This window comes from Methylobacterium sp. WL18 (genome assembly GCF_008040015.1).
Taxonomy (GTDB): Bacteria; Pseudomonadota; Alphaproteobacteria; order Rhizobiales; family Beijerinckiaceae; genus Methylobacterium; species Methylobacterium mesophilicum.
This window is the reverse complement of sequence record NZ_VRVD01000030.1, coordinates 1-21,829: the sequence shown is the minus strand read 5'-3', so window position 1 is coordinate 21,829 and position 21,829 is coordinate 1. Positions and strand designations below refer to the sequence as shown.

At 69.5% G+C, this 21,829-nt stretch carries 21 protein-coding genes and 1 pseudogene; 12 read left to right on the top strand and 10 right to left on the bottom strand.

Translation table 11 applies throughout. The annotated features are described in order from the left end of the window. From FV228_RS05325 to FV228_RS05310, 4 genes and pseudogenes are all read right to left on the bottom strand, one after another. On the bottom strand, positions 1-613 hold a 613-nt coding region (locus FV228_RS05325; RefSeq protein WP_187277642.1), incomplete at its 3' end, for an MCP four helix bundle domain-containing protein. A 95-nt stretch (positions 614-708) separates the two neighbouring features. Beyond that, the gene (locus tag FV228_RS05320; RefSeq protein ID WP_147853632.1) at positions 709-1,713 is read right to left on the bottom strand and encodes a magnesium transporter CorA family protein; all 1,005 of its coding nucleotides are present in this window, start codon (positions 1,711-1,713) and stop codon (positions 709-711) included. Between the two features lie 164 nt (positions 1,714-1,877). Then, complete coding sequence (locus tag FV228_RS05315; protein ID WP_147853631.1) at positions 1,878-2,165, bottom strand: hypothetical protein; 288 nt, start codon at positions 2,163-2,165, stop codon at positions 1,878-1,880. Between the two features lie 127 nt (positions 2,166-2,292). Then, a pseudogene (locus FV228_RS05310) lies at positions 2,293-2,499 on the bottom strand (RNA methyltransferase); the annotation flags it as partial. A gap of 30 nt (positions 2,500-2,529) precedes the next feature. Here FV228_RS05310 and FV228_RS05305 point away from each other — a divergent pair. The 7 genes from FV228_RS05305 (at position 2,530) to FV228_RS05275 (ending at position 11,193) form a co-directional block, all read left to right on the top strand. Continuing rightward, positions 2,530-3,309, top strand: coding sequence for a HAMP domain-containing sensor histidine kinase (locus FV228_RS05305; RefSeq protein WP_246693835.1), 780 nt, complete (start codon positions 2,530-2,532; stop codon positions 3,307-3,309). Beyond that, positions 3,294-4,706 carry a sigma-54 dependent transcriptional regulator gene (locus FV228_RS05300; RefSeq protein ID WP_147853630.1) on the top strand — a complete coding sequence of 471 codons (1,413 nt, stop codon included), beginning with the start codon at positions 3,294-3,296 and terminating at the stop codon, positions 4,704-4,706. The genes FV228_RS05305 and FV228_RS05300 overlap by 16 nt, the downstream gene beginning before the upstream one ends. Before the next feature lie 147 nt (positions 4,707-4,853). Continuing rightward, positions 4,854-6,179: an MFS transporter gene (locus FV228_RS05295; RefSeq protein ID WP_147853629.1), complete on the top strand. Its 1,326-nt coding sequence runs from the start codon at positions 4,854-4,856 to the stop codon at positions 6,177-6,179. Between the two features lie 20 nt (positions 6,180-6,199). Further along, positions 6,200-7,501 carry a metallophosphoesterase gene (locus FV228_RS05290; RefSeq protein ID WP_147853628.1) on the top strand — a complete coding sequence of 434 codons (1,302 nt, stop codon included), beginning with the start codon at positions 6,200-6,202 and terminating at the stop codon, positions 7,499-7,501. A 68-nt stretch (positions 7,502-7,569) separates the two neighbouring features. Beyond that, a complete protein-coding gene (locus tag FV228_RS05285) occupies positions 7,570-8,838 on the top strand; it encodes an arsenic transporter (protein WP_187277641.1) in 1,269 nt (422 codons plus the stop codon). A gap of 72 nt (positions 8,839-8,910) precedes the next feature. Continuing rightward, entirely contained in the window at positions 8,911-9,849 is a 939-nt protein-coding gene (locus tag FV228_RS05280; protein ID WP_147853627.1) for a DMT family transporter, read from the top strand. A 330-nt stretch (positions 9,850-10,179) separates the two neighbouring features. Next, entirely contained in the window at positions 10,180-11,193 is a 1,014-nt protein-coding gene (locus tag FV228_RS05275; protein ID WP_147853626.1) for an acyltransferase, read from the top strand. A 38-nt stretch (positions 11,194-11,231) separates the two neighbouring features. Here FV228_RS05275 and FV228_RS05270 read toward each other — a convergent pair whose 3' ends face one another. Next, complete coding sequence (locus FV228_RS05270; RefSeq protein WP_147853625.1) at positions 11,232-11,447, bottom strand: hypothetical protein; 216 nt, start codon at positions 11,445-11,447, stop codon at positions 11,232-11,234. Between the two features lie 168 nt (positions 11,448-11,615). On the opposite strand from FV228_RS05270, the gene FV228_RS05265 reads away from it, so the two are divergent. The 3 genes from FV228_RS05265 to eda all read left to right on the top strand — a co-directional run bounded on the left by FV228_RS05265 (position 11,616) and on the right by eda (position 15,522). Next, positions 11,616-12,737 (top strand): asparaginase, encoded by a 1,122-nt coding sequence (locus tag FV228_RS05265; RefSeq protein WP_147853624.1) that lies wholly within the window; start codon positions 11,616-11,618, stop codon positions 12,735-12,737. Positions 12,738-13,042: 305 nt separating this feature from the next. After that, positions 13,043-14,869 (top strand): phosphogluconate dehydratase, encoded by a 1,827-nt coding sequence (gene edd / locus FV228_RS05260; RefSeq protein ID WP_147853623.1) that lies wholly within the window; start codon positions 13,043-13,045, stop codon positions 14,867-14,869. 23 nt (positions 14,870-14,892) lie between these two features. Then, positions 14,893-15,522, top strand: a complete 630-nt coding sequence (eda, locus tag FV228_RS05255; RefSeq protein ID WP_187277640.1) for a bifunctional 4-hydroxy-2-oxoglutarate aldolase/2-dehydro-3-deoxy-phosphogluconate aldolase — start codon at positions 14,893-14,895, stop codon at positions 15,520-15,522. 78 nt (positions 15,523-15,600) lie between these two features. Here the strand turns inward: eda and FV228_RS05250 are convergent, their stop codons facing one another. The 3 genes from FV228_RS05250 to FV228_RS05240 form a co-directional block, all read right to left on the bottom strand. Then, complete coding sequence (locus FV228_RS05250; RefSeq protein ID WP_058194694.1) at positions 15,601-15,897, bottom strand: hypothetical protein; 297 nt, start codon at positions 15,895-15,897, stop codon at positions 15,601-15,603. 119 nt (positions 15,898-16,016) lie between these two features. After that, positions 16,017-18,128, bottom strand: a complete 2,112-nt coding sequence (locus FV228_RS05245; RefSeq protein WP_147853622.1) for an ABC transporter ATP-binding protein/permease — start codon at positions 18,126-18,128, stop codon at positions 16,017-16,019. A 151-nt stretch (positions 18,129-18,279) separates the two neighbouring features. Further along, positions 18,280-18,600 carry a hypothetical protein gene (locus FV228_RS05240; RefSeq protein ID WP_147853621.1) on the bottom strand — a complete coding sequence of 107 codons (321 nt, stop codon included), beginning with the start codon at positions 18,598-18,600 and terminating at the stop codon, positions 18,280-18,282. A 290-nt stretch (positions 18,601-18,890) separates the two neighbouring features. Here FV228_RS05240 and FV228_RS05235 point away from each other — a divergent pair, with 290 nt between their 5' ends. Together FV228_RS05235 and FV228_RS05230 are read left to right on the top strand one after the other, a co-directional pair. Then, on the top strand, positions 18,891-19,523 hold the full coding sequence (locus tag FV228_RS05235; RefSeq protein WP_147853620.1) for a 2OG-Fe(II) oxygenase: 633 nt from the start codon (positions 18,891-18,893) through the stop codon (positions 19,521-19,523). 98 nt (positions 19,524-19,621) lie between these two features. Then, entirely contained in the window at positions 19,622-20,284 is a 663-nt protein-coding gene (locus tag FV228_RS05230) for a peptidase inhibitor family I36 protein (RefSeq protein ID WP_147853634.1), read from the top strand. A gap of 236 nt (positions 20,285-20,520) precedes the next feature. Here the strand turns inward: FV228_RS05230 and lpxB are convergent, their stop codons facing one another. Then, on the bottom strand, positions 20,521-21,693 hold the full coding sequence (lpxB, locus tag FV228_RS05225) for a lipid-A-disaccharide synthase (RefSeq protein WP_147853633.1): 1,173 nt from the start codon (positions 21,691-21,693) through the stop codon (positions 20,521-20,523). An 11-nt stretch (positions 21,694-21,704) separates the two neighbouring features. Next, the coding region (gene lpxI / locus FV228_RS05220; protein ID WP_147853619.1) for a UDP-2,3-diacylglucosamine diphosphatase LpxI at positions 21,705-21,829 on the bottom strand (125 nt) is incomplete at its 5' end.

Here is a 21,829-nt window from a genome sequence, read left to right as displayed (position 1 = left end):
CCGCCGCCGCGACCGCCAGCGCCACCGCCGTGGCGACCAGGGCGGTGCGTTTGGCCGAGGTCGCGTTGTCGGCGGTGGCGGCGACGTTCCCGTCGGTCTGCGACCGGGCCAGCGCGATCGCCTCGGTGAGGCTGCCGACCGCCGCATCGTTCTGGGCGCCCGTCTCCGGGTCGAGGACGCGCTTGAGGGCGCCGTCCCTGTCGCCGGCGATCATCAGCTCGACCACCTGGAGCTGGATGTTCTGGTAGGCATTCCAGGCGCCGGTGAACCGCTCGTAGGTCTCGCGCGCCTTCGGGGTCGCGAGGCGGTTCTGGTAGGTCTGGCGCAGTTCGGACAACGCCCCGAGGCCGTCGGTCAGCGCGGTCTGGTTCTTGTCGAGGGTCGCGAAGTCAGGTGATCCAGCGACCAGCCGGTACAGCTTCAGCCGCACGTCGCGCACCGCCATGCCGATGGCCTCGGCCTCGTTCTGGGCCGGCAGCCAGACCTGCGAAACCTCCTTGGCGTCCTGCTCGATCTCGGACAAGCGGACGACGCTGACGACCCCCTGGCCCGCAGCCGCGAGGGCCAGCAGGCCGATGGCTCCGCAGAGGACGGTCTTCAGAGAGAATCGCATCGGGGCTTCCGTCGTCGCGGCCAGCCGCGCTTCCGGGTGCGATGATCTCCAGGATATCTCTTAACGTTTTATCTGCGGCTGGAGAATATTCGCGACTAAAGCCACTTCTTCCAGCGAAAGAAAACGTAGGGCAGGATGGCGGCAACGAACATCATCACCACGGCCATGGGGTAGCCGAACGGCAGTTCTAGTTCCGGCATCGACTTGAAATTCATGCCATAGATCGAGGCGATCAGCGTCGGCGGCATGAATACGACGGCCATGACCGAGAACAGCTTGATGATGTTGTTCTGCTCAAGGTTGACTAGGCCGAGCGTCGCATCGAGCAGAAATTGAATTTTTGTGGACAGGAAGGTCGCGTGCTCTTCCAGCGATTGAAGATCGCGCAGGGTCGAGCGGACATCCTCTCGGAGGTCGCGGGGCGCCTTGTTGGTCCGATAGGTCGCCGACAGCGAAAGCAGGATCCGCTCCATCGAGACCAGGCTCTCGCGCTGCTTCGAGATCAGGTCACCATGGCGTCCGAGCGCCCGCAGGGTATCCTGGAGGGCGGTGTTGCGGGCGGACGGGTCGTCCTGCACTTCGAAGATCTTGCCCGACAATCGGTCGATCCGCTCGCCCTGGAGCTGGAGCACGTCCGCGGCCCGGTCGATCACCGCCTCGATCAGCCCAGCCAGGATGGCCTCGCCGGAGACCGCGGAGGCGCTGCCGTTCCCGGTCGTGCGGCCGGCCCGCTGGGTGTACATCCGGAAGGCCTGCGGCTCCTCGTGGCGCACGGTCACGAGCCGGCTGCCGCGCAGGATGAAGGTGATGCCGGCCAGCCCCGGCTCCTCGGCATCGCTGACCTTCGAGAGCACGCGCCCGGTCATGTAGCGGGCGCCCTCCTCGACGTAGAGCAGCTCCGACGGTTCGATGTCCTTCATCTCCTCGCGGGTCGGCACCTCGATGCCCGCGAAGGCCTCGACCTTGAGTTCCTCCTCGCGGCTCGGGCGGATCAGGTCGAGCCAGACGGTGTCCTCGGGGATCGTGTCCTGGAGATCGACGATTCGGCGCTCAAGCAGCGAGGATCCGGCGCCGGTCGAGGGCTGGTGGATGAAAATCACGACGGTGTCTCGGGTGCAAAACGGTCACTGGGCGGCGCCGGGTCCGATCCGCATCCGGCACGGCGGCTCCAAGCGCAAGCTGTGCCGTGGGTGTGGCGTTGTTTTCTGACGCTTCCGTGACATCGCGGCCCGCATCGACACTGCGGTGTCGTCAGGCCAGAAGGTCAGTTGCAGCCTTCGCAGACGCTGTCCTCGATCTTGTCGGTCAGGGCGCGCTCGCGCCGCTGCTCCCGCCGTGACGGGACCTCGCCCGCGCCCAGCGACGTACCCGGCGGCTTCGTCACGCCCAGGCTGTTGGTGTTCGGCGCCGTGATCGTCGATCGCGGCCCTCCGCCGGTGCCGGTCTCATCGGGGGCGCGCGGCTGAGCCGCCAGCGTGGCCGGCAAGACGAGGCTCAGCGCGGCGAGGCTCAGCGCTGCGAAGGCGAACAGGCGGATCGAGGCTGCGGTCATGACACCTCCAGTCATCGTGAGAAGGTCAGAATCTACAGCAAGTTGCAAGCCTGCAATCTGAAAGTCTTCACTGCGCAAGTCTTCGATGCGCAGCCTCCGCGCCGCAAGCCTCCCGATCTTGCGCGCCTCAGCGGCGGCGCGGGGCCTCGCGGCGGAACACGCCGACCATCTCGACATGGTCCGAATGCCGGAACTGATCGACCGGCGTCACCGATTCGAGCTGGAACCCGCCGGCCGTGAGCGTCGCCGCGTCCCTCGCGAAGGTGCCGGTATCGCAGGCCACGCCGATCGCCACCGGCACCCGCGAGGCGGCGATCTGCCGGGCCTGGGCCTCGTCCGGCTGTCGCTCCACGGCGAGCGCCTGATGGAGGCCGAGCCGGTCTCGGTCACGGACGCCGAGAGCCGCCTCTATCCAGCGCCCGGGGGCTTCCTGCAGGCGACCTCGGCCGGGCAGGCCATCCTCACCGCGCTGAGCCTGGCGGCCGTGGGGCGCCTCGCGGCCAGCATCGCCCACGAGATCCGCAACCCGATCGCGGCGATGCGGCTCAAGGCTGAGAACGCCCTGGCCAGCGGCAATCCGGAACGCGCCACGGTGGCCCTGGAGAGCGTGCTCGGCCAGATCGCCCGGGTCGATCACCTGCTGCGCGACCTCCTGAACCTCACCCAGGCCCGCACGCTCACCCGCAGCCCCACCGATATCGCCGCGTTGCTCGCCGATTGCGCGCGCCTGCACGAAGATCTGGCGAGCGCCCGGGCCGTGCGGATCGCGATCGCGGGGGACGCGTTGCCCGGAGCGGACCGGCCGCAGATCGACGGCGCCCAGATCGCCCGCGCGCTGGACAACCTGCTGCTCAACGCCCTCCAGCACACGCCCCCGGGGGGCCGGGTCCGTCTTGCCGCCGAGCGGGTGACGGTCGCGGGCGTGGTACGCCTGCACCTGCGCGTGAGCGACACCGGCCCCGGCATCGATCCCGAAATCCGCCCCGGGCTGTTCGAGCCGTTCGTGACCGGACGGCCGGACGGGACCGGCCTCGGTCTCGCAATCGTGCGTGAGATCGCCCTGGCGCATCGCGGCGCCGTCAGGCTGATCGATGGCGCGCCCGAGACCACCTTCGTGCTGGACCTGCCATGGCGACCATCCTGATCGTGGACGACGATTCCGCCCTGCGCGAGGGGCTGGCCGAGACCGTGGCCGATCTCGGCCACCGCCCCCTGCCGGCAGCCTCCGGGGCGGAGGCCCTGGCGCTTCTTCTGGGGAAGGAGACGGTCTCGGCCGTGCTGCTCGACCTGCGGATGCCGGGCGACCTCGACGGCATGGCGACCCTGGCGCGGATCTGCGCCCTGCCGGCCCGGCCGCCCGTGACGGTGCTCACCGCTTTCGCGAGCCCGGCCAACACGATCGAGGCGATGCGCCTCGGTGCCCACGACCACCTGACCAAGCCGGTCGGACGCTCCGACCTCGCCGCCGCCCTCGATGCGATGCTGTCGAGCGTCAGGCCGGATCCAGACGACGGCGATCCCGAGGGCGGCCTGATCGGCTCGAGTTCCGGCATGCGCCGGGTCCAGAAGACGATCGGGCTCGTCGCCGACACCGCCTCGACGGTGCTGATCCAGGGCGAGACCGGGACCGGCAAGGAGGAGGTGGCGCGCGCGCTGCACGCTTATTCCGCCCGCCGGGGACGGCCTTTCGTGCCGGTCAACTGTGCCGCGATCCCGCCCGACCTGCTGGAAAGCGAGCTGTTCGGCCATGTCCGCGGCGCCTTCACGGGCGCGGTCGGCGACCGGGCCGGCGCCTTCCACCAGGCCGAAGGCGGCACGCTGTTCCTCGACGAGATCGGCGACATGCCCCCGCCGATGCAGGCCAAGATCCTGCGGGTGATCCAGGACCGCATGGTCACGCCGCTCGGCGGCCGGTCGGGACGCGTCGACGTCCGCCTGATCGCCGCGACGCACCGCGACCTGCCGCTGCTGGTGGACCAGGGCCGGTTCCGGGCCGACCTCTATTACCGCCTGAACGTCGTGCCGATCCTGCTGCCGCCCCTGCGCGAGCGCCTGGCCGACATCGTGCCGCTCGCCGAGCACTTCCTGGGTCCATCGGGCAAGCGGCTGAGCGCGGGCGCCGCCTCACGGCTGCTGGCCTATGGCTGGCCGGGCAACGTCCGCGAATTGCGCAACACCGTCGAACGCGCCGCAGTGCTGGTACGCTGCGGGGTGATCGCGGCCGACGCGATCGACCTCCCGACGGCGCGTCCCGCGCAGCTCTCCGAAGGTGTCGGCGTCCCGGGGGGATGGCCGGCGGACTGGCTCGCGGGCGATCTACCCGGCGCCGTCGCCCGCCTGGAGCGGACCATGATCGCCGTGGCGCTTCGCGAAGCGGACGGAAACCGAGCCCGGGCCGCTCGCCGCCTCGGCATCCAGCGCCAGCTCCTCTACGCCAAGATCGAGCGCTACGGGCTCGCCACTCCGGAGACAGACCTGTCGGCAGAAGCGACGGTTGATGTCGCGAATCCCGACGCATCCGGCGAGGCCGAGGGTGGGTAAACCACTCACAGGCCTGAGAATCGTCCCCGAACGAGTCTTCTCGAACAATTACAGGGAACAGATGGATTAAGCGGGCGTCAAGCTCGTCACGTGCCGTCCCCGACCGGGTCCGGCCGCGGCGGCATTCGGGCGGGGGCCAGGATCAGGATGGACAGGACCGATACCGGAGCGGCGGCGCGCGGCGCGACCGTCCGGACTCCCTCCACCAAGGCGTTGCGCGGCCTCGACGCCCTCAACTTCTTCCTCGCCGACGTGCGCGACGGGCTCGGGCCCTATCTGGCGATCTACCTGATCGCAGTCCGGGGGCCGGACCAGGGTTGGAACGAGGCCACCACCGGCCTTGTGATGACCATCGCGGGCATCCTGGGCCTCGTGGCGCAGACGCCGGCCGGAGCGCTGATCGACGCGACCAACCACAAGCGGGCGATCGTGATCGGCGGTGCCATCGCGGTCACGGCGAGCTGCCTGATCCTGCCATTCATCGCGAACTTCTACCTCGTGACCGCCACGCAATCGATCGCTCACGTGGCCGGCACCATCTTCCCGCCGGCGCTGGCCGCGATCACGCTCGGCGTCGTCGGCCCGAAGATGTTCGCCAAGCGGATCGGCCGCAACGAAGGCTTCAACCATGCCGGCAACGCTGCCTCCGCGGCCATCGCCGGCGGCTTGGCCTACTTCTTCGGTCCGATCGTGGTGTTCTGGCTGATGGGCGTGCTGGCCGCGCTCTCGATCGGCGCCATGCTGCTGGTCCCGGCCGATGCCATCGACGACGACCTCGCCCGCGGCATGACCGAGGCGGAAGCTAAGGCGGACGAGCAGCCCTCCGGCCTGAAGACGCTGCTTCAGAACAAGCCGCTGATGCTGTTCGCCGTGCTCTGCGCGATCTTCCACCTGTCCAACGCCGCGATGCTGACCTCGGTCGGGCAGCTGCTCACCCACCTCTCCGGAAAGGACCACGCGACGTCTCTGATCGCCGTGTGCATCGTCGCCGCGCAATGCGTGATGGTGCCGGTGGCGGTATTCGTCGGCGCCCGGGCCGACATCATCGGGCGCAAGCCGATCTTCCTGGCGGCCTTCGGCGTGCTGGCTTTGCGCGGCGTGCTTTACACGTTCTCGGACAACCCGTTCTGGCTCGTCGGCGTCCAGCTCCTCGATGGGGTCGGGGCCGGCATCTACGGCGCGCTGTTCCCGATCGTCGTGGCCGACCTGACGCGGGGTGCCGGGCGGTTCAACGCCGCCCAGGGGGCGGTGGCGACGGCCCAGGGGGTCGGCGCCTCGGTGAGCGCGACGCTGGCCGGACTGATCATCGTGTCGGCCGGCTATTCCACCGCCTTCCTGGCGCTGGCCGCGATCGCCGGGCTCGGCTTCGTCCTCTACCTGACGCTGATGCCCGAGACCCGGGGCGGGGAAGCCGCGAGCGGCACACCGGATAGCGGCTCCGGCCTTCCGCCGGCCGTGCCGGCGGCCGTCTGAACCGCCGACGGGAACCTCCGATGTCCGCCCCCGACCACCAGGCCGTGCCTGCGCGCGAGCCGCTCGTCTTCCTGCATGTCGGCGACTTGCACCTGCAGGATCCCGACGCGCAGAATGCCCGCGACCTCGCCGCGATCCTCGATCAGATCGCGGCGATCGCCCCCCAGGACCTGTTCGACTTCGTCTACCTGCCGGGGGATTTGGCCGAGAACGGCTTTGCCGCGGAATACCGCATCCTGAAGGACGCGCTGGACCGGCATCCGCACCTACCGCTGCGATTGATCCCGGGCGACCACGACCGCCAGCACGGGCGGATGGACGCGTTCCATGCCTTTGCGGCGAGCCTGGGTGCCCGGTTGCCGGAGCCGATCACCTGGGAGCTGGAACAGCCGCCATCCGGCTGTCCCGAGACGTGGCCGGTCCTGCCGATCTCGCATTACTGCGCCGCCGCCGACATCCAGGGCGTGCGCTGCCTGTTCGTCGACATGGTCAGCCCCGGCTTCGGCCGGAAAGGCATCGGTCTGGATTTTCGGCTCGGCGGTTGCCAGACCCAATGGCTGAGCGATCAGCTCACCGACGCAGCCGACAAGAAGATTCCCTGCGCCGTGTTCATGCACGCCTACCCGGACGACCTGCGCGAGCCGGACGACCGCCTCGACATCGGCGGCCTGTTCTGGGCGACACGGGTCCGCCTCGTGGAGATGGGCCACACCCACTACAACGAACTCGCCCCGGACGGCCGGACCCTCTACGCCGCCGCCCGCTCGGTCGGGCAGAACGAGGACGGCTCGGTCGGTTACGCGGTCGCGGCGATCGATGGGCCGGTGACGAGCTGGCGGTTCCGCGCCCTCGACCGGACCGCGCCGTTCGTGCTGATCACAAGCCCGGCCGACCGCCGCGTCGCCACGCTGCCGACGACGGATGTGACGTGCGGCATGGCGCTCGACGCCGACGGGCGGATCACCGTCCGGGCCGTCGTGCTCTCGGACGCACCGCCGCGCTACGTCCATTGCCGGGTCGATACAGGCCCGTGGATCCTGATGCACCGCGCGGAGGGCGCGCGCTGCTACGAGGCGTCGCTGTCCTGGGACGGAGGCGGACGCAGCATCCAGGTCGAGGCGGTGCATGAATGCTGGCCCGGGCACGGCCCGGACTACGTCGACACCGACGTGATCGAGCCGGTGATCGCAGTCTCGGACAATGCGGCCGCGCCGCCGATGCCGGAAAAGCCTGGTGGCGACGCGGGCCGGATCCAGAGCTGGGTCCGGAAGGGAATCCGCGGCGATCAGCTCGGACCGAACCGCTACGGCCGCAAGTGGTGACCCTGACCAAGTGGTGTTCGTCGCAGAGTGGTGAGCCTCGCCACGCCTCCGGGGGGAGATAGTTAGACGTGTTCGCTGGATTGAGCCTGACACCGAATTTGGCGACCTGGGGCATCGCCGCGCTCGCGACCCTGGGCGTGATCGTGCGCCCGTTCTCGTGGCCGGAGGCGATCTGGGCGGTGCTCGGCGCCGCCCTGCTGGTCGTTCTCGGCCTGCTGCCCTGGCAGGTCGCCCTCGACGGCGTCTCGAAGGGCACCGACGTCTACCTGTTCCTCGTCGGCATGATGCTGCTGGCCGAGATCGCCCGGAAGGAAGGGCTGTTCGATTGGCTCGCCGGCCTCGCCGTGCGCGCCGCCAAGGGCTCGCCGACCCGGCTGTTCCTGCTGATCTACCTCGTCGGCACCGTGGTGACGGTGTTCCTCTCCAACGATGCCTGCGCGGTGGTGCTGACGCCCGCGGTCTACGCCGCCGCCAAGGCCGCCGACGCGGAACCCCTGCCCTACCTGTTCATCTGCGCCTTCATCGCCAACGCGGCGAGCTTCGTGCTGCCGATCTCGAACCCGGCCAACCTCGTGGTGTTCGCCACCGACATGCCGCCGCTCGGCCAGTGGCTGGCCACCTTCGCGCTGCCATCGGCGCTGGCGATCGTCGCCACCTACGCGGTGCTGCGGCTGACCCAGAACAGCCGGCTCAAGGGCCAGAGCATCAAGACCGACGTCGAGACCGTGAGCCTCGGCCTCGGCGGCAAGGTCGCGGGACTCGGCATCATCGCCACCGCGGGGGCGCTGATCGGGGCCTCGGCCGCCGGCATCGAGCTCGGCCTGCCGACCTTCGTGGCCGGCCTCGCCACGACCCTGCTGGTGGTGGCGCTCAACCGTGGCGGCCTGGTCGAGGTGGTCAAGGACGTGTCCTGGGCGGTGCTGCCACTGGTGGCGGGCCTGTTCGTGCTGGTCGAGGCGCTGGAGAAGACCGGCGTGCTGACCCTGCTGGCCGACACCCTGAAGACCTACGCCCAGGGCGATCCCACCGCCACCGCCTGGGCGGGCGGCGCCCTCGTCGCCTTCGGCACCAACCTCGTGAACAACCTGCCGGCCGGGCTGCTCGCCGGCGCCGCCGTCCAGGCCGCGGAGGTCTCGCACAAGGTCGCGGGCGCGATCCTGATCGGCGTCGATCTCGGGCCGAACCTGTCGGTCACCGGCTCGCTCGCCACGATCCTGTGGCTCACGGCGATCCGCCGCGAGGGCGAGGACGTGTCGGCCTGGCAGTTCCTGAAGCTCGGCCTGTTGGTGATGCCGCCCGCCCTCGTGCTGGCGCTGGCCGCCCTCCTCCTCGTCTGAGAGCCCGGTCTCCGGATCCCAGGACGACGCCGCACCGAACCGCCTCGCCCTCCCACGACCGGAGCCCCGATCTTGAACGCCGCCCTGCTCTATCCCTTCATCCTGGTCGCAGGCGCCTTGCAGGCGCTCGGCAATTCCATGAACGCGCGCCTGCGCGACGCGCTGGTCAATCCGTGGCTGGCGGCGACCTACTCGTTCATGCCGATCGTGATCGTTTTCACGATCCTGTTCTTCACCATGCCGACGCCGCTGCCGACGCTGCAGACCCTGGGCTCGATGCCCTGGTACGCGCCGCTCGGCGGGGTGGCCGGCGCGGTGGCGGTGTTCGGCGGCCTCGCCTTCGTGGACAAGGTCGGGGCCGGCCCGTTCAACGGCCTGACCATCACGGCCAACATCCTGACCTCCCTGGCGCTCGACAGCCTCGGCCTGTTCGGCCTCAAGGCCGGGGGCTTCAAGGCGATGCCGTGGCTCGGGGGCCTGCTGATGGTGGTGGGCATCGTGTTCATCGCCCGCGCCACCGGCCCGAAATCGGACGACGAGCAGGCCGAGTCGGGCAAGGGCGGCCTGATGGCACGGTTGCTCTACCCGTTCATCCTGGTCGCGGGCTCGCTCCAGGCGGTCGGCGTGGTGCTCAACGCGCAGCTGCGCGGTGCCCTGGTGAACCCCTGGCTCGCCGCCACCGTGTCGTTCATTCCGGTCGCGTTGGTCTTCCTGTTCGTGTTCCTGCTCCGTCCGACCCCGCTGCCGACCCGGGCGGACGTGGCCCGGGTGCCGTGGTGGGGCGCGCTGGGCGGCATCGCCGGGGCGGTGGCGGTGTTCGCCGGCCTGCTGTTCGTCGACAAGGTCGGAGCCGGCGCCTTCAACGGTCTGCTGATCACCGCCAACCTGTTTACCTCCATCGCCATCGACCATTTCGGTTGGCTCGGCATGAAGCGCGTCCGCGCCGGGATCGGTCGGCTGATCGGCGGCTTGCTGATGGCAGCCGGCATCGTGCTGATCTCGGTGTTTTGATCGCGCGCGGGGCGATGGCCCCGGGACTACGCGTTCGCCGGAAGGCTCGAGTCCGGCGGGTGCCGGGGCCGTCGTTACGGTGTCCCGGAGCCGGGACGTCGGACGCGGAAACGCTGATGGTTCAATGTCTTGCGGTACCGGTCCTGCCGAAGCCCGGCCCCTCCCGCAGGGGTCGGGATCGGCACCGGTCCAAGATCGAGGCCCGTCGTGATCCTACGCCTTTCGAACCGCCGGTGGCACGAGCCTCAAAAACCTACACCCTAAGATCATCTCGCTAAGCCGCGGCAGCGCGCCTCCAGACTGTCGAACCTGAGGTTCGAGAGGCGCCCCATGCCCCCGCGTCACTGGCCTTTCCTCGACGGGTGGCGCGGCTGTGCGATCCTGCTCGTGCTCGTCGGCCATTTCGGCACGACGCACGGCATCAATCTCGGCCGCTTCGGGGTGGAGTTCTTCTTCGTGCTCAGCGGCCGTCTGATGGCCGAGATCCTGTTCGAACGCGGCACGCCGTTGAAGACGTTCTTCCTCCGCCGGGCCGCACGGATCTATCCGGCGCTGATCTGCTTCGTGCTGGCGATGACCGGGCTCGTCCTCGCCACCGGTCAGGACCAGCAACTTTACGGCTGCCTCGCGGCGCTGACGCTGACCTACAACTACTACCACCTGTGGTTGCCCGAGGTGCCGAATGTCGACCACATCTGGTCGCTCTGCGTCGAGGAGCACGGCTACATCCTGCTCGGGATGATCGCGTTCCTCCGTCGCCGGCACGCGTTTTCCGTGGCCCCGGTTCTGACCGTTCTCGCAGCCCTCGCTTGCCTCAACGGCGCGGTCTCGACCGCGCTCGGCGGCGACTACACGACGGTCTACTGGCGCAGCGATGTCCGGGTGGCGTCGATCCTGTTCGGGGCGTCCGCCTACTTGATGATCGGCCGGAGCGCGCCACGGACGTCGTGGCGGCCCGCATTCCTGGCGCTGGCCGGCCTCGCCCTGAACGTCGCGGTAGTGCCTGATCCGATCAAGTACAGCCTGGGCTCCGCGCTCCTGTCCGTGGCGGTGGCCTCGCTGCCGAGCGCACCGGCCCTCCTGCGCCGGGGCCTGAGTGCGAAACCGCTGCTGCTGTTCGGCGCGTGGTCGTACGCCATCTACCTGTGGCAGCAACCTTTCTACGTGCTGCACGATGGGATCGGCGGGACGGCCAGCAAAGCCCTGGTCCTGCCCGCGATCGCCATGGGTCTCGTGAGCCTGTTCCTGATCGAGCGGCCGGCGCGGCGGCGTCTCAACAGCCTGCTCGACCGGACGTCGTCGGGCCGGCGCGCTGGCACCGTGAAGCGCTTGGCGACGCCCTGAGGCGCAGCGAACCCTGCCCGGAGGCGCCAGGACTCGAATTAGACAGCGATGGCCATCTGCGGCGCGCCGCACAGGGCGGCACCCACGGGCTCCGGCGGTGCCTTGCGCGAGACGTAGTAGAGATCGACCGCCCGCCAGAATGCCGTCTGCTCCTCGACCGACCGTCGGGCGAGGGCCGATTCGAGGATCGCCATCGCAGCCCGCGCGGGCTCGCTCCGCTCGAGTTCGTCGAGCAGTCCGGCAAGATGCAGCATTGGGGTCTACCTCCGAACGAACAGCGTTTGAGTGCAACGCCCAAGCTTACGAAATGGATCCGTCGGTCAGCGTCGTCGCTGCATGAAACTTGCCTCGCGGCGAGCGGGGTCTACGATCCCGGACGCGAGCCCGACTCGCGATTCTTCTTCAGACGTCAAGGATCCCCGATGATCTCCTGCCGAAGCGGCGCGGCCTGTTCCCTGCGCGGAGCGACCCTGGCTCTGTTGTTGGCCGGCACGATCGGGGCCACCCCGTCCGGTGCCCGCGAGATGACCGATTCCAGCACTGCCGCGGCGGTGAAGAAGCCCAACGTTGTCATCCTGGCCACAGGCGGCACGATCGCGGGCGCCGGGGCGGACGCGGCCAACAGCGCCACCTACACGGCCGCCAAGGTGCCGGTGGACAAGCTGATCGCCGCGGTACCGCAGGTGAACACCATCGCGAACGTGCGCGGCGAGCAGGTCTTCCAGATCGCGTCGGAGAGCTTCACCGACGCGCAGCTCGTTCAGCTCGCCAAGCGGGTCTCCGCTCTGCTGAAGCAGGACGACGTCGACGGCGTGGTCGTGACCCACGGCACCGACACCCTCGAGGAGACGTCGTTCTTCCTCGACCTCGTGGTGAAGAGCGACAAGCCGATCGTCGTCGTCGGCTCGATGCGGCCGGGCACGGCGATCTCGGCCGACGGCGCCCTCAACCTGCTCGACGCGGTGACAGTCGCGGCCAGCAAGGAGGCGATCGGCCAGGGCGTCACGGTCACGATGAACGACACGATCCAGTCGGGCCGGGACGTGAACAAGCGGACCAACGTCGTCCCCAGCGCCTTCTACAGCCAGTGGGGGCCGCTCGGCATGGTGATCGAGGGCAAGACCTACTTCTTCCGATCCCTGTCGAAGCGCCACAACAAGAGTTCGGAATTCGACATCGACCAGATCGACAGCCTGCCGCTGGTGGGTATCGTGTACGGCTCGGGCAACATGATCCCGGGCGTCTACGACGCGGAGGTTCAGGCCGGCGCGAAGGCGATCGTCAACGCCGGGACCGGCAACGGCTCGGTGGCGGGCTACCTCGTGGACAAGCTGAAGGACATCCGGTCGAAGGGCACGATCGTGATCCGTTCCTCGCGGGTGCCGGACGGCCTGGTCCTGCGCAACGCCGAGCAGCCCGACGACACATACGACTGGGTGGTCGCCCACGACCTCAACCCGGCCAAGGCCAAGATCCTGGCCGCCGTGGCACTGACTAAGACGCAGGACACCAAGGAGCTGCAGCGCATCTTCTGGGAGTATTGAACACCCGTCATTCCCAAGCTTCCCACCCGCGACCTCATCCGGAGGTCGCGGCGCATAGCATCGCCCTCGAAGAAGCCCTCCAGTCAGACGCGCTCCCTGGAGACCTCCTTCGAGGCTCGCTGCGCTCGCGCCTCTGGATGAGGGTGTGATTGGGACGGCCATCGTCGGCAGCCGCGCTCGGCCGCCCTGCGCCACGACCGGGTTACATCGTCCCGGGCACCGCCTAGATAGCCCGGTGCGACGCGGTCGCGGCCGGGATCAGTGCCGGCCCTGCGATCCGCCGGCACCCTGACGGAGGAACGAGCATGACCGAGCTTCATCCCGAGGTCGCGGCGGTCACGGAGCGCGTCGTGGCGCGCTCCCGCGAGTCCCGGCGGACCTATCTCGACCTGATCGCCCGGGAGCGCGATTCGGGCGTGCACCGGCCGACGCTGGCCTGCGGCAACCTCGCCCACGGCTTCGCCGCCTCCGGCGAGGACAAGCCGGCGCTCCGCGACGGCCAGACGGTGATGAACATCGGCATCGTCACCGCCTACAACGACATGCTGTCGGCGCATCAGCCGTACGGGCGCTATCCGGATCAGATCAAGGTCTTCGCCCGGGAGCGCGGCGCCACCGCGCAGGTCGCGGGCGGTACCCCGGCGATGTGCGACGGCGTCACCCAAGGGCAGCGGGGCATGGAGCTGTCGCTGTTCTCGCGCGATACGATCGCGCTTTCCACCGCGGTGGGCCTGAGCCACGGCATGTTCGACGGCGCCGCGCTGCTGGGCATCTGCGACAAGATCGTGCCCGGCCTGCTGATCGGCGCGCTGCGCTTCGGCCACCTCCCGACCATCCTGATCCCGGCCGGGCCGATGCCCTCGGGGCTCGCCAACAAGGAGAAGCAGCGGATCCGCCAGCTCTACGCCGAGGGCAAGGTCGGCCGGGCGGAGCTGCTCGAATCCGAATCCGCCTCCTATCACGGTGCCGGCACCTGCACGTTCTACGGCACGGCCAACTCGAACCAGATGATGATGGACATGATGGGCCTGCACATGCCGGGCGCCTCGTTCATCAATCCGGGTACGAAGCTGCGCCAGGCGGTGACCCGGGCGGCGATCCATCGGCTCACCGAGATCGGCGCCGCCGGCAACGATTACCGGCCGCTCGGCCTGTGCGTGGACGAGAAGGCGATCGTGAACGCCGCGGTCGGCCTGCTCGCCACCGGCGGCTCGACCAACCACGCGATCCACCTGCCGGCCATCGCGCGCGCCGCCGGCATCGTCATCGACTGGGCGGATATCGACCGGCTGTCCAACGCCGTGCCGCTGATCGCCCGGGTCTACCCGAACGGCGCGGGCGACGTGAACCACTTCCACGCCGCCGGGGGCATGAGCTTCGTCATGGCCGCCCTGCTCGATGCCGGGCTGCTGCACGACGACATCCTGACGGTGGCCGGCCAGTCCCTGCGCGACCATGCCCGCGACCCGAAGCTCGACGGCGACGATCTCGCCTTCCAGGATGCCGTGCCGGAGAGCCTGGACGACACCATGATCCGCCGGCCCGGCAACCCGTTCCAGGCGGATGGCGGCATGCGGCTGGTGACCGGCAACCTCGGCCGGGCGACGTTCAAGACCAGCGCCGTCGAGGAGATCCGCCGGACCATCGAGGCCCCGGCCCGGGTGTTCTCCGACCAGGACGACGTGCTCAAAGCGTTCAAGGCCGGCGAATTGGAGCGCGACGTGGTCGTAGTGGTCCGCTTCCAAGGGCCGCGCGCAAACGGCATGCCCGAGCTTCACAAGCTGACGCCGCCGCTCGGCGTGCTCCAGGATCGCGGCCATAAGGTCGCCCTGGTGACGGACGGGCGCATGTCCGGCGCCTCCGGCAAGGTGCCGGCGGCCATCCACTTGAGCCCAGAAGCGCTCGGCGGCGGGGCCATCGGGCGGATCCGCGACGGCGACATCGTCCGCCTCAGCGCGGCCGAAGGCCTCCTGCAGGTGCTGGTCGACGACGCCGAGCTGGCCGCCCGGGAGGAGGCCGTTCAGCCGGTTCCCGAGGCCGGAACCGGCCGGGAGTTGTTCGCTTTCATGCGCCAAGGGGCCGACACCGCCGAACGGGGCGCCTCCGCCATGCTCGCCGCGGCCGGCCTCTGAACGTCGAACCGGAGAAGCCGATCATGAACGATCTGACCAGCATCGACGCGCTGATGCGCTCCGTGCCCGTCATCCCGGTCCTCGTCATCGAGGATGTCGCCCAGGCCAGGCCGATCGCCGAAGCTCTGGTGGCGGGCGGGCTGACCGCCCTGGAGGTCACCCTGCGCACCCCCGCCGCCCTTGAGGTGATCCGAGAGATGGCCCAGGTCGAGGGGGCGGTGGTCGGGGCCGGCACGGTCCTGAACCCCGGCGACCTCGACAGCGCCTTGGCGGCCGGGGCGGAGTTCATCGTCTCGCCGGGGCTCACGGACCCGCTGACCGATGCCGTCAAGGCCAACGGCGTGCCCTACCTGCCGGGCATCGCCACCGCCGCCGACATCATGCGCGGCCTAGACCACGGTCTCGACCGGTTCAAGTTCTTCCCGGCCGAGGCCGCGGGCGGGATCAAGGCACTGAAGGCGCTGACGCCCGTGTTCGGCCGTGTGAAGTTCTGCCCGACCGGCGGAATCACCGAGGCGACTGCTCCGGATTGGCTGGCCGTTCCGTCAGTTCTGTGCGTCGGCGGCAGTTGGGTCGTGAAGCCCGGGGTCCTCGACCGCGACGCCGTCACCCGAGCGGCTCGGGCAGCCTCGAAGCTGCGCCGGGCCGCGTAAGCATCCCGGAGCACGGGAACGCCCGCTTCGGCAGGGCCGGGCGGGCGTTCGTCGTGACGTCAGATGATGGAGCGGAGATCAGCAGTCGTCGCCGCCCTTGCCGGCCTGCGCGGCGGTCGGCTTGCCCTGCGACTGAGCCTGCACGTCCGACGGCGAGGTCGCGGTGCCGGCGTTGGTCATGGCGCCGACGGTGCCGGGCGACTCAGCCTTGGCACCCGGGGTGGTCGGAGTCTTCACGCTCGGATCCACGGTCGAGGCCTTGCTGGCTTCCTTGTCGCGCGTCACGGTCGTCCCGGTCGCGCACGGCGCCGCGAAGGCAGCAGTCGACATCAGGATGAGAGCGCCGGCGCCCGCGAGGGTCTTGATCTTGGTCATGCGTTCCTCCGATTTATTCAGCGCATGACAAACGGACCCCGCAGTCACAGGTTCCGTTCTTATTTCCATCTCGCAACTTCTACGGGGCATTTTCCCCGGTCTTCTGGGACAAAGGCCACTTATCTTGCCGGCTGGGGCTCCCGGCGCTCCCGGGGCGTGAACAGGTCGCCCTGGGGCTCAAGCACGATCCGCCGCTCGTGGAATGCGTCGAGCGTGGAGCGGTGGCCGATCGACACGATGGTGGTGTCGGGCAGCCGCTCGCGCAGCATCCGGTAGATCTTGGCCTCGGACGGCTCGTCCAGCGATGCGGTCGACTCGTCGAGGAACAGCCAGGCGGGTTTGGCCAGGATCGCCCGGGCGATGGCGAGGCGCTGCTGCTCGCCGCCGGACAGGCGCCGCTCCCAAGTGTCGGTCTCGTCCAGGCGGTCGATCAGGTGCGGCAGCTGGGCGGCGGTCAGGGCATCGCGGATCGCGTCGTCCGAGAACTGGTCGATGGTGTTCGGGTAGACCACCGCGCCGCGCAGCGTCCCCTGCGGAATGTAGGGCCGCTGCGGCAGCAGCAGCGTCGACTGCCCGGCTGGCACGTCCACCCGGCCCTTGCCGAACGGCCAGATGCCCGCGATCGCCCGGAACAGCGTCGATTTGCCGGAGCCCGAGGGGCCGGTGACCAGGGTGGCGCCGCCCCGGGCCAGGGTCAGCTCCGGTGCCGAGACGATCTCGCGGCCGTCCGGCAGGGCGAGCACCAGCCCACGGGCGGTGACGCCGTTGGCGGTCTCGTTGCCCTGGACCAGCCCGTAGCCCGCTGATTCCAGTGCCTCGGCCTTGCTCATCGCGCGGCGGAAGGAGCCGAGACGGATGGTGTTGGCCTTGTACGAGGCGAGGGTCGTGTACGAGTCTACGAAGAACGACAGGGAGCTCTGCACCTGCGAGAACGCCTGCGAGGTCTGCTGCAGGGCGCCGAGCGTGATCTTCTTGGCGAAGAACGACGGCGCGGCGAGCACCATCGGGAAGATCACGCTGGCCTGCCGGTAGCTGAACGTGAAGGCGATCAGCTTGATGCGCCGGAAGATGATGCCGACGTAGTTGTCGATGATCATGTGGAACAGCGAGCCGAGCCGCGTCGCCTCCGCGCGCTCGCCGCGCAGCAGCGCGATCTGCTCCGAGTAGATCCGGTTGCGGGCCAGCGAGAAGCGGAAATCGGCCTCGACCTGCTCCTGCCGGAAGTTGAGCCCGATCAGGGGCCGGCCGATCAGGTGGGTGAGCCACGTGCCGACCACCGCGTAGGCGATCACTAGCCAGACCAGGAAGCCCGGGATCACCGTGTCGGTGAACGGCACGACGAAGTCGCGCGACAGCGTCCACAGGATCACGATGAACGAGACGAGCTGCGCCGCCTGGCTGAGCAGCCGGATCGACAGGCTCGCGGTCTGCTGGATGAACAGGTTGACGTCGGCCTGGATACGCTGATCCGGGTTGTCGGCTTCCTCGTCGGTGAACGGGATGCGGTAATGGGTGCCGTTGCCCAGCCAGCGCTCGTATAGGCTGTGGGTCAGCCAGGTCCGCCAGCGGATGTGCAGCGAGGAATCGACGAACAGGTCGAACATGCCGATGGCGATGTTGAGCGTCGCCAGCGGAACGAAGATCCAGAGCAGCTGGTACCAGAACGCCGTCGCGTCGTATTCCTGCAGCGCGTTGTAGATGTCGCGGTAAAAGAAGTTGAACCGCAGGGTCAGCGCCACGTCGGCGAAGTTCACGAAGATCGACAGCGCGACGAGGTTGCGGCCGATCCGGCCCTCGGTGCTGCCGAACCAGCGGAACAGGCCGATCTCCTTGGTCGGCTTGTCGCGGTTGGCGAAATACGGGTCGGCGATGTCGGTGATCGCGCGGATCGGACCGAGATGCGAGACGGCGAGCACGATGGCGCCGAACACCACCGCGCCGGTGGCGGCGAAGTCCGGCGGCAGCAGTGCGGCCACCACCGGGGGCAGCAGGCCCATGGCGGCGATCGTCTTCAGGCCGGCGAGCAGCAGGTAGCCGAACCCGTAGACCGAGACGAAGACCTTCAGGTAGGCCGAGATGCCGTTGGCGGCGATCAGGATGCCGGCCATCACGAAGCCGGCGAGCGAGACGTAAAGCGGCGGGCTGGGGATCCCCGGAAGCGCCAGCAGGATCAGCGCGGCCACGGCCGTCAGCACGGCCTGGATCCCGAGCCCGGTCCTGATTGAAGCCACGCGTGTCTCCCGCCTAACGTGAGCGTTCATTCGGGAACGCAACCCGGCGGCCTTGGCCCTGGGTCGTGGCGAGAACGTGGCACTTCGCGGGCGCTGTCACGTGAAAGTTTCGTCACGAACCGGCCGAGGCGACGCCACGCCGCGTCCCGCGCTACCAGTTCCACTCCTCGAAGCCCGGTTCGCGGCAGCGATAGCCGATCGGGCATTGCGGATTGTCGCGGGTGGGGACGAAGCGGAGTTCGGCTATCTCGGCGCCGGTGCACTGGCCCGGGCCGCTGACGAAACGCTCCGGAGCGGTGCCGCCGGCGATCACCACGTCGCCCTCGCTCTTCACCAGCGCCATCGCCTCGGCGCAGCTCATCCGCGCCGTCCCGGCGGGGCGCGACGACCGCGACGATTGCGCGAACGCGCTCACCCCGGCCGCCATCGCGACAAGGTGAACGCACAGCAAGGCGAGGACCAGCGGCCTCATCGCGGACGGGTTCCGGGTACGCACCCGAGAAGAAAGTCCTCGGGCATCGCGCCATCCTGCACGGCCGGGCGCCCCGAGACTGTCACCGGAATGCGCCACCACACGGCTTTCGCCGTTGGACCGCCGCAATCACCGGATTATGGGATTCCAGGATCAGGGGAAGCGCTCGAGATTGGATGACCGCGGACGCCCCATGGGCGCGCCCGGCCCGCACGCCCCGATGATCCTCCGGCACGCGCCCCTGGCGCCGGCGTGCCGGCCGTCGCGCGCCGGAGACCAGGGACCCGCAGATGTCCGCCCTCTCGATCCTCGACGTTTCCGCGGTGCGTGCCGCCCCGGTGGCCCGCGAGCCCTACCCGTACACGCTGGGCACCAACGTCCTGAACCCGGACGCCATCGACGCGATCCGGCGCGACTTCCCGGACATCGCAAAGCCCGGCTACCTGACGGTGGACGAGGTCGCGCTCAAGGGCCGGTTCAAGGCGCTGATCGACGAACTGGAGAGCGATGCGTTCTCTGACATCCTCGGCGAGAAGTTCGGAATCGACCTGGTTTCCTGCCCGCGGCTGACCACGATCATGCGGAAGAGCCAGCTCAAATACGGTTCGATCCACACCGACGGCCCATCGAAGGTGCTGACGCTGCTCGTCTACATGAACGACGCCTGGGACGCCCCGGCCGCCGGACGCCTGCGGGTGCTCTACGACGGCCGCAACTACGCGCCCTTCGCGGTGGAGGTGCCCCCGACCATGGGGACGATGTTCGCCTTCCTGCGGGCCGACAATTCCTGGCATGGCCACGAGCCGTTCGAGGGTGAGCGCCGGGTGGTGCAGGTCGCATGGCTCAAGGACGCCGCGGAACTGGAGCGCAAGCGCAAGCGCAACCGCACCGCCCAGTTCCTGAAGGGGATCTTCGGACGCTGAACGACACGGCAGTTCCCCCTAGCCTCTTGTTGGGGCATCCTTTTCCTCGGCAACCCGGCGACCGAATCGGCACCGGATGCCTGGATCAGGGGGTGAGGATGGGTGCGGTCGTGCTGGCCGATCCGGGTGATGAACCCCGTACCGGCTCCAAGCGCCGCTTCGTCGTGCCTGCGCTCCTGGTCCTCGGCTGGGCCGGGCTTTTCGGCTATAGCGCGATCTACCTCACCGAGGACATGCCGTTCCGGACCCAGCAGGCCGAAACCCGGTCTGCTCCGGCCCCGAAGCCCCCGGGCCGTCGGGTCGTGACGCTCGACGCGCTCGACGAGGCCGCACCGGCTGCGCAGGGTTTGGACACTGGGCCGCCAATGGCCTCCCAGGCGGCTCGGAGCCCGGCGGATCCAGGCGCGCAAGGGGCAATCGTTCCCCCGGCGGTGCCCGCATCCCCCAGGCAAGCGGGCCCGGCCAATCCTGAATATGCCGGAATCTGGGGGCCGACCGCAGATGCCTGCTCGGCACGCTCCCGGCGCCGGGGCTACATCCCGGCCACCATCACGCCGGAGCGAGCCCGGGCCGGCCGCACGATCTGCAATTTCCACGACGGCCGCCGCGTCGGCAACGCCTGGGTGGTCGCCGCCGAATGCAGCGACCGCGGCCGGCACTGGTCCTCGCAGGTGCGGCTCGTGGTCGACGGCGACCGCCTCACCTGGTCGAGCGGGCGCGGCACAGCGGCCTACGTGCGCTGCGGGCGGCGCGGGGGGTGACGAGCGGCAGGATGCGAACATCCTGGACCGGCGATCGTCCGTCCGCGCTCAAGCATCGCCTCGACGCCGGGACATGCTCCCTGTCGTCCCGGTGCCGCGGAGCGGAACCCGGGATCCATAACCGTCGGCAGATCAAGACCTTAGCATTGTCGGCGGTTATAGGTTCCGGGTTCGCCTGCGGCGCCCCGGAAAGACAGGGTGATTGACTCGTTAAGCCGCGCGATGACCTTGAGGCGTCAAACGACTCCGATCCCGCGCCCCCCGGCGGTGTCCAAAACAATCCGTGCAGCTGCCCGGCTCGGCGTGTCGTCGCCGGAAAGCCGCATCCTTCCGTCGATCCGGGCGAGCGCGTCGCTCTGTGCGTCGCGCTCCGGGCCGCCCGCCAGCAGCGGCAGCAGGGCCCGGGCGAGATGCTCGGGCGTGCAATCCGCCTGGACGAATTCCGGCATGGCGTTGTCGGCCAGGATCAGGTTGGGCAGCACGATGCTGGGCACCTGGATCAGGCGGCGGGCGATGAACTCCTCGGCCCGCGAGACCTTGTAGGCCACCACCATCGGGACGCCCGCCAGCGCCAGTTCCAGCGTGACGGTGCCGGAGGCCGCGAGCGCCGCCCGGGCGCCCCGGAACGCGGCGTATTTCGGCGCCTCGCCGGTCAGCACCTGGACGGGCACGGGCCAGTTCAGGGCCAGCCGCTCGATCAGGGCCCGGTGGCGGGTCACGGCCGGCAGGACCGCTTCCACCTCCAGGACGCGGGAGACAAGCTCGAGCGCCTGCCCGAAGACCGGCATCAGCCGGTCGATCTCGGCCCGGCGGGAGCCCGGCAGGACCACGAGGCGGTAGGGGACCGCCTCCCGCCGCCGGACCTCCGCCGCGGCGGGGCGCAAGTCCGGAAACCGCTCGATCAGTGGGTGGCCGACATAGGTGCAGGGCGGGCCGCCGAGACGCAGATGCGCGTCGGGCTCGAACGGCAGCAGCGCCATCACGTGGTCGATGAAGCCGCGCATGCCCTTGGCCCGCCAGGGCCGCCAGGCCCAGACGCTCGGCGACACGTAGTCGACGATCGGGATGCCGGGCGCCGCCTTCCGGACCCGCTGGGCGACGGCATGGGTGAAGCCCGGGCTGTCGATGATCACCAGCACGTCGGGCCGGGCGCGCACCACCGCGGTCGCGGTCTCGCGGATGCGCCGCAGCAGCGTCCGAGCCCGGGCGAGCACCGGGAGGTAGCCCATGACGGCGACGTCATCGAGGGGGAACAGGGAGGTGAACCCCTCCTCGGCCATGGCCTCGCCGCCGACGCCGCCGAACACGGTTCCGGGCGCCGCCGCGCGCAGCGCCCGCATCAGCTTGGCGCCGAGTTGGTCCCCCGAATCCTCGCCGGCCACCAGCCAGATTGTCTTGGATGGGGACATAGCGGCGGCGCTCATGGCGCGGCTCCGTAGCCGACCAGGAACAGGCCGAGACGGTCTGCCTCCGCGGCAGTTGCGGCGCGGTCGATCACCAGGGTGCCGCCGGCCTCGAGCGCCAGCCCGACGCAGCCGGCCGCGG

Excerpts from the sequence above, each read along its gene's own strand:
- FV228_RS05315 (WP_147853631.1), bottom strand. The coding sequence starts at position 2,165 with ATGACCGCAGCCTCGATCCGCCTGTTCGCCTTCGCAGCGCTGAGCCTC.
- FV228_RS05305 (WP_246693835.1), top strand. The coding sequence starts at position 2,530 with ATGGAGGCCGAGCCGGTCTCGGTCACGGACGCCGAGAGCCGCCTCTAT.
- FV228_RS05300 (WP_147853630.1), top strand. The coding sequence starts at position 3,294 with ATGGCGACCATCCTGATCGTGGACGACGATTCCGCCCTGCGCGAGGGG.
- FV228_RS05295 (WP_147853629.1), top strand. The coding sequence starts at position 4,854 with ATGGACAGGACCGATACCGGAGCGGCGGCGCGCGGCGCGACCGTCCGG.
- FV228_RS05290 (WP_147853628.1), top strand. The coding sequence starts at position 6,200 with ATGTCCGCCCCCGACCACCAGGCCGTGCCTGCGCGCGAGCCGCTCGTC.
- FV228_RS05275 (WP_147853626.1), top strand. The coding sequence starts at position 10,180 with ATGCCCCCGCGTCACTGGCCTTTCCTCGACGGGTGGCGCGGCTGTGCG.
- FV228_RS05270 (WP_147853625.1), bottom strand. The coding sequence starts at position 11,447 with ATGCTGCATCTTGCCGGACTGCTCGACGAACTCGAGCGGAGCGAGCCC.
- FV228_RS05265 (WP_147853624.1), top strand. The coding sequence starts at position 11,616 with ATGATCTCCTGCCGAAGCGGCGCGGCCTGTTCCCTGCGCGGAGCGACC.
- edd (WP_147853623.1), top strand. The coding sequence starts at position 13,043 with ATGACCGAGCTTCATCCCGAGGTCGCGGCGGTCACGGAGCGCGTCGTG.
- eda (WP_187277640.1), top strand. The coding sequence starts at position 14,893 with ATGAACGATCTGACCAGCATCGACGCGCTGATGCGCTCCGTGCCCGTC.
- FV228_RS05250 (WP_058194694.1), bottom strand. The coding sequence starts at position 15,897 with ATGACCAAGATCAAGACCCTCGCGGGCGCCGGCGCTCTCATCCTGATG.
- FV228_RS05240 (WP_147853621.1), bottom strand. The coding sequence starts at position 18,600 with ATGAGGCCGCTGGTCCTCGCCTTGCTGTGCGTTCACCTTGTCGCGATG.
- FV228_RS05235 (WP_147853620.1), top strand. The coding sequence starts at position 18,891 with ATGTCCGCCCTCTCGATCCTCGACGTTTCCGCGGTGCGTGCCGCCCCG.
- FV228_RS05230 (WP_147853634.1), top strand. The coding sequence starts at position 19,622 with ATGGGTGCGGTCGTGCTGGCCGATCCGGGTGATGAACCCCGTACCGGC.
- lpxB (WP_147853633.1), bottom strand. The coding sequence starts at position 21,693 with ATGTCCCCATCCAAGACAATCTGGCTGGTGGCCGGCGAGGATTCGGGG.